The organism is Streptomyces sp. NPDC059003 (assembly GCF_042740445.1).
GTDB lineage: Bacteria > Actinomycetota > Actinomycetes > Streptomycetales > Streptomycetaceae > Streptomyces.
On record NZ_JBHYJH010000129.1, the window covers coordinates 21,302 to 28,706 of the forward strand.

4 protein-coding genes are annotated in these 7,405 nt (G+C 70.0%); 2 read left to right on the forward strand and 2 right to left on the reverse strand.

Annotated elements, in window-relative coordinates; genetic code table 11:
• The first annotated feature begins 221 nt into the window (after positions 1–221).
• Both ACFWZ5_RS33330 and ACFWZ5_RS33335 read left to right on the forward strand, forming a co-directional pair.
• On the forward strand, positions 222–1,955 hold the full coding sequence (locus ACFWZ5_RS33330) for an ABC transporter ATP-binding protein (RefSeq protein ID WP_384796285.1): 1,734 nt from the start codon (positions 222–224) through the stop codon (positions 1,953–1,955).
• On the forward strand, positions 1,955–3,880 hold the full coding sequence (locus tag ACFWZ5_RS33335; protein ID WP_384891667.1) for an ABC transporter ATP-binding protein: 1,926 nt from the start codon (positions 1,955–1,957) through the stop codon (positions 3,878–3,880). The genes ACFWZ5_RS33330 and ACFWZ5_RS33335 overlap by 1 nt, the downstream gene beginning before the upstream one ends.
• A gap of 92 nt (positions 3,881–3,972) precedes the next feature.
• Here ACFWZ5_RS33335 and ACFWZ5_RS33340 read toward each other — a convergent pair whose 3' ends face one another.
• Positions 3,973–5,241: an RNA polymerase sigma factor gene (locus ACFWZ5_RS33340; RefSeq protein ID WP_384796287.1), complete on the reverse strand. Its 1,269-nt coding sequence runs from the start codon at positions 5,239–5,241 to the stop codon at positions 3,973–3,975.
• A gap of 128 nt (positions 5,242–5,369) precedes the next feature.
• Complete coding sequence (dnaG, locus tag ACFWZ5_RS33345; protein ID WP_384796289.1) at positions 5,370–7,262, reverse strand: DNA primase; 1,893 nt, start codon at positions 7,260–7,262, stop codon at positions 5,370–5,372.
• Positions 7,263–7,405 lie beyond the last annotated feature (143 nt).

Here is a 7,405-nt window from a genome sequence, read left to right on the forward strand (position 1 = left end):
GGAACCAGGGATTCCGGCGCTCTGCGTGAGGGCACGGAAACATTGAGTGCACCCACTTCTTGACCGGGATCAATTTTTGACTCGATCATGGGTTAATTCGTTGCACGCTCGGGGGTCCGGTACCGCAGGATGGTGGGCGGCCTTTCCCGCCCCACCCCCACACACGCGACATCACTGCGCGACATCCCAAGACGTACCGCGACTTCTGCCGAGAGTTGAGCGTGCTCATACGACTCCTGCGGACCCATCTGGATCCGTACAAGAAACCCATCGCCGTGCTGGTGCTGCTGCAGTTCCTGCAGACCTGCGCCTCGCTCTATCTGCCCACCCTCAACGCCGACATCATCGACAACGGTGTCGTGAAGGGCGACACCGGCTACATCCTGTCGTTCGGTGCCCTCATGCTCGCCGTGACCGTGGCCCAGATGGTGTGCAACATCGGCGCCGTCCACTACGGCGCCCGCACCGCGGCCGCGGTCGGCCGGGACGTGCGGGCCGCCGTCTTCGACCGGGTGCAGTCCTTCTCCGGACGTGAGATGGGGCAGTTCGGGGCGCCGACCCTGATCACCCGCACCACCAACGACGTCCAGCAGGTGCAGACCCTCGTCCTGATGGCGTTCACGCTGATGGTGACCGCGCCGATCATGTGCGTCGGCGGCATCGTCATGGCGCTCGGCCTCGACGTGCCGCTGTCGAGCGTGCTGCTCGCCGTCGTGCCGGTGCTCGGCATCAGCGTCAGCCTGATCGTGCGGCGCCTGCGCCCGCTGTTCCGCACCATGCAGGAGCGCCTGGACACGGTGAACCGCGTGCTGCGCGAGCAGATCACCGGCAACCGCGTCATCCGCGCCTTCGTCCGCGACTCCTACGAGAAGGAGCGCTTCCGGGGCGCCAACACCCGCCTGACCGACGTCTCGCTCGGCACCGGGCGGCACCTCGCGCTGATGTTCCCGATCGTCATGACGGTCGTGAACCTGTCGTCGATCGCCGTCGTCTGGTTCGGCGCGCACCGCATCGACAGCGGCGCCATGGAGATCGGCGCGCTCACCGCCTTCCTCGCGTACCTCATGCAGATCGTGATGTCCGTGATGATGGCCACCTTCATGTTCATGATGATTCCGCGGGCCGAGGTGTGCGCCGAGCGCATCCAGGAGGTCCTGGACACCGACACGAGCGTCGCCCCGCCCGCCGAGCCGGTGCGCAAGCTGCTCGGCCACGGCCACCTGGAGCTGCGCGGCGCCGGATTCCGCTACCCCGGCGCCGAGGAGCCGGTGCTCAAGGGCATCGACCTGGACGCCCGCCCCGGCGAGATCACCGCCGTGATCGGCTCGACCGGCAGCGGCAAGTCGACGCTCCTCAGCCTCGTACCGCGCCTGATGGACACCACCGAGGGCGAGGTGCGCGTGGGCGGCGTCGACGTGGGCACCGTCGAACCCGCGCTCCTCGCGCGGACCGTGGGCCTGGTGCCGCAGAAGCCGTATCTGTTCGCCGGGACCGTGGCGAGCAATCTGCGGTACGGCAATCCGGACGCCACGGACGACGAGCTGTGGCACGCCCTGGAGGTCGCGCAGGCCAAGGACTTCGTCCAGGCCCTGGAACAGGGTCTTGACGCGCCCATCGCGCAGGGCGGTTCGAACGTGTCCGGCGGGCAGCGACAGCGGCTCTCCATCGCGCGCACCCTCGTCCAGCGCCCGGAGATCTACCTCTTCGACGACTCCTTCTCGGCGCTCGACTACGCCACCGACGCCGCCCTGCGGTCCGCGCTCGCCCGCGAGACCCGCGAGGCGACCGTCGTCATCGTCGCCCAGCGCGTGTCGACGATCCGCGACGCCGACCGCATCGTCGTCCTCGACGAGGGCCGGGTCGTCGGCACCGGACGCCACCACGAGCTGATGGCCGACAACGAAACGTACCGGGAGATCGTCCTCTCCCAGCTCACGGAAGCGGAGGCCGCGTAATGCCCCCTGGTGGTCTCGGCGGACCGATGATGGGTCCCGACTCCCGGTCCATGGACTTCAAGGGCTCGGGGAAGCGCCTGCTCGCGCAGTTCCGCGCGGAGCGCACCACGATGTACGGGATGCTCGCGGCCGTGGTCCTGAGCGTCGCCCTGTCCGTGCTCGGCCCGAAGATCCTGGGCCACGCCACCGACCTGGTGTTCGCGGGCATCGTCGGGCGGACCATGGACGACGGCGTGTCCAAGGACCAGGCCATCGAGCACCTGCGGGACCAGGGTGACGACGGCAGGGCCGACATGCTGTCCGGGCTCGACTTCACGCCGGGCCAGGGCATCGACTTCGGCGCGGTCGGTGAGGTGCTGCTCTTCGCCACGGCCGTGTTCCTGGTGGCGGGCCTGATGATGACGGTGGCCACGCGCCTGTCCAACCGGGCGATCAACCGGACCGTGTTCCGGCTGCGCGGCGAGGTCCAGGCGAAGATGTCGCGCCTTCCGCTGTCGTACTTCGACAAGCGGCAGCGCGGCGAGGTGCTCAGCCGGGCCACGAACGACCTGGACAACATCAACCAGACGCTCGGGCAGACGATGGGGCAGCTCATCAACTCGCTCCTGACGATCGTCGGCGTCCTCGTGATGATGTTCTGGATCTCGCCGCTGCTCGCCCTGGTGGCGCTCGTCACGGTGCCGATCTCGTTCGTCGTGGCGACGAAGGTCGGCAAGCGGTCGCAGCCGCAGTTCGTGCAGCAGTGGAAGTCCACCGGCGCGCTGAACGCGCACGTCGAGGAGATGTACACCGGGCACACCCTGGTGAAGGTGTTCGGCCGCCAGGGCGAGTCCGCGAAGGCCTTCGCCGAGCAGAACGACGCGCTGTACGAGGCGTCGTTCAAGGCGAGCTTCATCAGCGGCATCATGCAGCCGCTGATGTTCTTCGTCTCGAACCTCAACTACGTCCTCGTCGCGGTGGTCGGCGGCCTGCGGGTCGCGTCCGGCTCCCTGTCGATCGGTGACGTGCAGGCCTTCATCCAGTACTCGCGGCAGTTCTCGATGCCGCTCACGCAGGTCGCGTCCATGGCGAACCTCGTGCAGTCCGGCGTCGCGTCGGCCGAGCGGGTCTTCGAGCTCCTGGACGCCGAGGAGCAGGAGCCCGACCCCGTGCCCGGCGAGCGCCCCGCGGACCTGCGCGGACGCGTCGAGATGGAGCACGTCTCGTTCCGCTACGACCAGGACAAGCCGCTCATCGAGGACCTGTCCCTCGTGGTGGAGCCGGGCCACACCGTCGCCATCGTCGGCCCGACCGGCGCGGGCAAGACGACGCTCGTGAACCTGCTCATGCGGTTCTACGAGGTCACCGGCGGGCGCATCGCGCTCGACGGCGTCGACGTGGCGAAGATGTCCCGCGACGAACTGCGCGGCGGCATCGGCATGGTCCTCCAGGACACCTGGCTGTTCGGCGGCACCATCGCGGACAACATCGCGTACGGGGCGGCCAAGGACGTCACGCGCGCGCAGATCGAGGAGGCCGCGCGTGCCGCGCACGCCGACCGGTTCATCCGGACCCTGCCGGACGGGTACGACACCGTCATCGACGACGAGGGCACGGGGGTCAGCGCCGGCGAGAAGCAGCTGATCACCATCGCCCGGGCGTTCCTGTCCGACCCGGTGATCCTGGTCCTCGACGAGGCGACCAGCTCCGTGGACACCCGTACGGAAGTGCTCATTCAGAAGGCCATGGCCCGGCTTGCGCATGGTCGGACGTCGTTCGTGATTGCGCACCGGCTCTCCACGATCCGGGACGCGGACACCATCCTGGTGATGGAGGACGGGGACATCGTGGAGCAGGGGACGCATAGCGCGCTGCTGGCTGCGGGTGGGGCGTATGCGCGGCTGTACAAAGCCCAGTTCGCGGAGGCTGTGGCTCAGGTCGATTAGCGCCGTTGGGGTGCTGCGGTCTTGCGTGTGCCGGTTCGCTGTGGCTGGTCGCGCAGTTCCCCGCGCCCCTTCGGGGCACTCCCCTCGCCCTCTCAGTCCAGGTAGCCCCTGAGCTGGTCCGCGAAGGCGTGGTCTCGTAGTTTGTTGAGGGTTTTCGACTCTATCTGGCGGATGCGTTCGCGGGTCACGCCGAAGATGCGGCCGATCTCCTCCAGGGTGCGGGGCCTGCCGTCCGCGAGGCCGTAGCGCAGCTGGACGACCTTGCGTTCGCGCTCGCCGAGCGTGGAGAGCACCGCCTCCAGGTGCTCGCGGAGCAGCAGGAACGCCGCCGACTCCACGGGGCTCGTCGCGTCGCCGTCCTCGATGAGGTCGCCGAGCGCCACGTCGTCCTCCTCGCCCACGGGCGCGTGCAGCGACACCGGCTCCTGCGCGAGCCGCAGGACCTCGCTGACGCGCTCGTGGGGCAGGTCGAGGTGGGCGGCGACCTCTTCGGGCGTCGGCTCGTAGCCCCGCTCCTGGAGCATGCGGCGCTGGACGCGTACGACGCGGTTGATGAGCTCCACGACGTGCACCGGTACGCGGATCGTGCGGGCCTGGTCGGCGAGCGCGCGGGACATGGCCTGGCGGATCCACCACGTGGCGTACGTCGAGAACTTGTAGCCGCGCGCGTAGTCGAACTTCTCGACCGCCCTGATCAGGCCCAGGTTCCCCTCCTGGACCAGGTCGAGCATGGTCAGGCCGCGGCCCACGTACCGCTTCGCCACGGACACCACGAGCCGCAGGTTCGCCTCGATGAGGCGGCGCTTGGCCATCCGGCCCATGACGACCAGCTTGTCCAGGTCGAGGGCGAGCTGGGAGTCCAGGTCGGGCGTGCCCGCCAGCTTCTCCTCGGCGAACAGGCCCGCCTCGACGGCCCGCGCGAGCTCGACCTCCTCGGCCGCGGTCAGCAGGGGTATGCGGCCGATCTCGCGCAGGTACTGGCGGAACAGGTCCGACGAGGGACCGCCGGTCTCCGCCCGGCCGCGCGGGGTGGGCAGCTCGATCGTCTCGACGGTCTCCGCCTCCAGCGCCTCCGCCGGCAGCTCGGGGCGGAGCCCGCCGCGGCCCTGCGCCGGGACCGTGGCGACGACGTCCGGTTCCGCCAGGTCCTCGGGCGTGACTTTCTCGGTCTGGGTGAGGGTCTGGGTCTGCACGGGGGCGACCTCCAGGGTGATCGCTGCTGAGGGGTGTGGCAGCGCTGCGACGGGACCGGCGTCGGCGGCCTCGCCGCTGTCCGTCCCGATCACGATGTGTGGAACCGCGGAACCATCGGACCCGCATTCGCTGGCTGTGGTCCGGCCGCGCTCCGAGGACTCAGGCACCGCACCCCAGTGTGGAGTACGACACACGGCCGCCACGAGGGGCGTGCGGTGACTTTTTGAGTCCGGTCCGTAACCAGTCGGTTACCCCTTGCGGGGGTCTCACACCTCGGACGGGCCGGAAACACCCGTTACAGGGCCGCCGCTCCGCGTTCGCGCAGGGCACGGGCGTACTGCTGGAGGACCCACAACTCGTTCTGGACCGCGGTCAGTTGCTGTGGGTCGCCGCCCGCCGCCAGGCGGGTGAAGGTGCCCTGGACGTCGCGGATGCGGCGGTCGACGGCGCGGAGGCGGACGGTGACCAGCTGCTCGCCCGCGTACATCTCGTCGACCGTGCGGCGCATGATCGCTTCCACGGCGAGCTCCGTGACCATGGCGCGGACCGTGTCGTCGGGGGCCGCGTCGCGGACGCGGACCAGGTACTCCTGCGGGTCCTGGGCGCCGAGCTCGGCGCCGCCCGCCTCCAGGACGGCCTGGCGCACGGCGGCGTACGGCGCGGCCGTGAACTCGTCGACGCCGTACGCGTCGAAGGCCGGGGAGACCAACTCGGGGCGCTGCAGGGCCAGTTTGAGGAGCTCGCGCTCCGTGGCGTACACCGGGTTGCGGAGGTTGAGGGCGGGCCCTGAGGGCCCGGCGGGGGCCGGGGCGACCGGCTGGGGGCCGCGCTGCGGCGCGGGGCCCTTGCCGCCGCGGTCCCGCGCCCAGCGGGCGAGCTGCGCGACCCGCTTGACGACGAACTGCGTGTCGAGGATGCCGAGCATGCCCGCGAGCTGCACGGCGACCTCGTGCTGCGCGCCGCTGTTCTTGATGCGGGCGACGACCGGGGCGGCCTCGTCGAGGGCGGCGGCGCGGCCCGCGGGGGTCTCCAGGTCGTAGCGCGCGACGATCTGGCGCAGGGCGAACTCGAAGAGCGGCGTACGCGGTTCGACGAGGTCGGTGACGGCGGCGTCGCCCTTGGCGAGGCGCAGGTCGCAGGGGTCCATACCGTCGGGGGCGATCGCGATGTACGTCTCGGCGGCGAACTTCTGGTCGTCCTCGAAGGCGCGCAGGGCCGCCTTCTGGCCCGCCGCGTCGCCGTCGAACGTGAAGATCACGCGCGCCGAGCCGTTGTCCATGAGCAGGCGCCGGAGGATCTTGATGTGGTCGCCGCCGAAGGCCGTGCCGCAGGTCGCGATGGCCGTGGGCACGCCCGCGAGGTGGCAGGCCATGACGTCCGTGTAGCCCTCGACGACGACCGCGCGGCTGGACTTGGCGATCTCCTTCTTGGCGAGGTCGATGCCGTACAGGACCTGGGACTTCTTGTAGATCGGGGTCTCGGGCGTGTTCAGGTACTTCGGGCCGTTGTCGTCGTCGCGGAGCTTGCGGGCGCCGAAGCCGACGACCTCGCCGCCGATGTCGCGGATCGGCCACATCAGGCGGCCGCGGAAGCGGTCGATGGGGCCGCGCCTGCCCTCCTGGGAGAGGCCGGAGAGGGTCAGCTCCTTGTCCGTGAAGCCCTTGCCGCGCAGGAAGCGCGTGAGGTGGTCCCAGCCCGCCGGGCTGTAGCCCACGCCGAAGTGTGCGGCGGCGGCCTGGTCGAAGCCGCGCTCGGCGAGGAACTTCCGGCCGATCTCGGCCTCCGCGGACTCCAGCTGCGCGCTGTAGAACTCGGCGGCCGCCTTGTGCGCCTCGATCAGGCGGATGCGTTCGCCGCGCTGGTGGGAGGGGTTGTACCCGCCCTCCTCGTAACGCAGCGTGATGCCCGCCTTCGCCGCCAGGCGCTCCACCGACTCGGCGAACGTGAGGTGGTCGACCTTCATCACGAACGTGATGGTGTCGCCGCCCTCCTGGCAGCCGAAGCAGTGGAAGAGGCCCTTGCTGGGGCTGACCTGGAACGACGGTGACTTCTCGTCGTGGAAGGGGCACAGGCCCTTCAGGTTTCCGCCGCCCGCGTTGCGCAGCTGGAGGTACTCGGACACCACGGCGTCGATCGGGACCGCGTCCCGAACCGCCTTCACGTCCTCGTCATTGATCCGTCCTGCCACGCCCAGATTCTACGGCCCCTGGCGCGGGCGCCCCGAGCCCCTCGCGGGACGCCCCAGTCCCACCCCTTCCCGAAACTAGGGGCTCCGCCCCTAGGACCCCTTCTATCCGCGCTGCGCGCTCGTCCTCAAACGCCGGACGGGCT